The following is a 502-nucleotide window of genomic DNA, read 5'->3' as shown; positions in this document are numbered from 1 at the left end:
CGGCGTCGCCAATGCGCTTCAGCGCGGCCACAGCCTGTTCGACCTGGTTCACGCTGTCCTGCGCCTGGCGGTGGCTATTGTTCATCGCGCCGACCACCTCGCGGGTGCCGTTCTGCAGGCCTTCGATGACCTGGCGGATTTCCTCTACCGAATCCTGGGTGCGCTTGGCGAGGTTGCGTACCTCGTCGGCGACCACCGCGAAGCCGCGCCCGGCCTCACCGGCGCGGGCCGCTTCGATGGCGGCATTGAGCGCCAGCAGGTTGGTTTGCTCGGCGATGCCGCGGATCACTTCCAGCACCGAGCCGATCTGCTCGCTGCTCGCTGCCAGCCCTTCCACCTGGCTCATGGCGCTGCTCATGTCGCTGGCCAGTTCGTCGATCAGGCGGGTGGTGTTGTCGATCACGCTGAGGCCATCGCGGGTCGCGCCGTCGGCGCCACGGGCGGCATCGGCGGCCATGGCGGCGCTGTTGGCGACGTCATGGGCGGTGGCGCTCATTTCCTG

The 502-nt window shown here is 68.5% G+C and carries 1 protein-coding gene; it reads right to left on the bottom strand.

Annotated elements, in window-relative coordinates; all coding sequences use genetic code 11:
• Positions 1 to 502, bottom strand: a 502-nt coding sequence (locus IB256_RS30475; protein ID WP_225602045.1) for a methyl-accepting chemotaxis protein, incomplete at both ends; no start/stop codon positions are given.

Origin of the sequence: Pseudomonas sp. PDM17, assembly GCF_014851985.1 — a bacterium.
Taxonomy (GTDB): Bacteria; Pseudomonadota; Gammaproteobacteria; order Pseudomonadales; family Pseudomonadaceae; genus Pseudomonas.
This window is presented reverse-complemented; position numbering and strand designations above follow the sequence as displayed.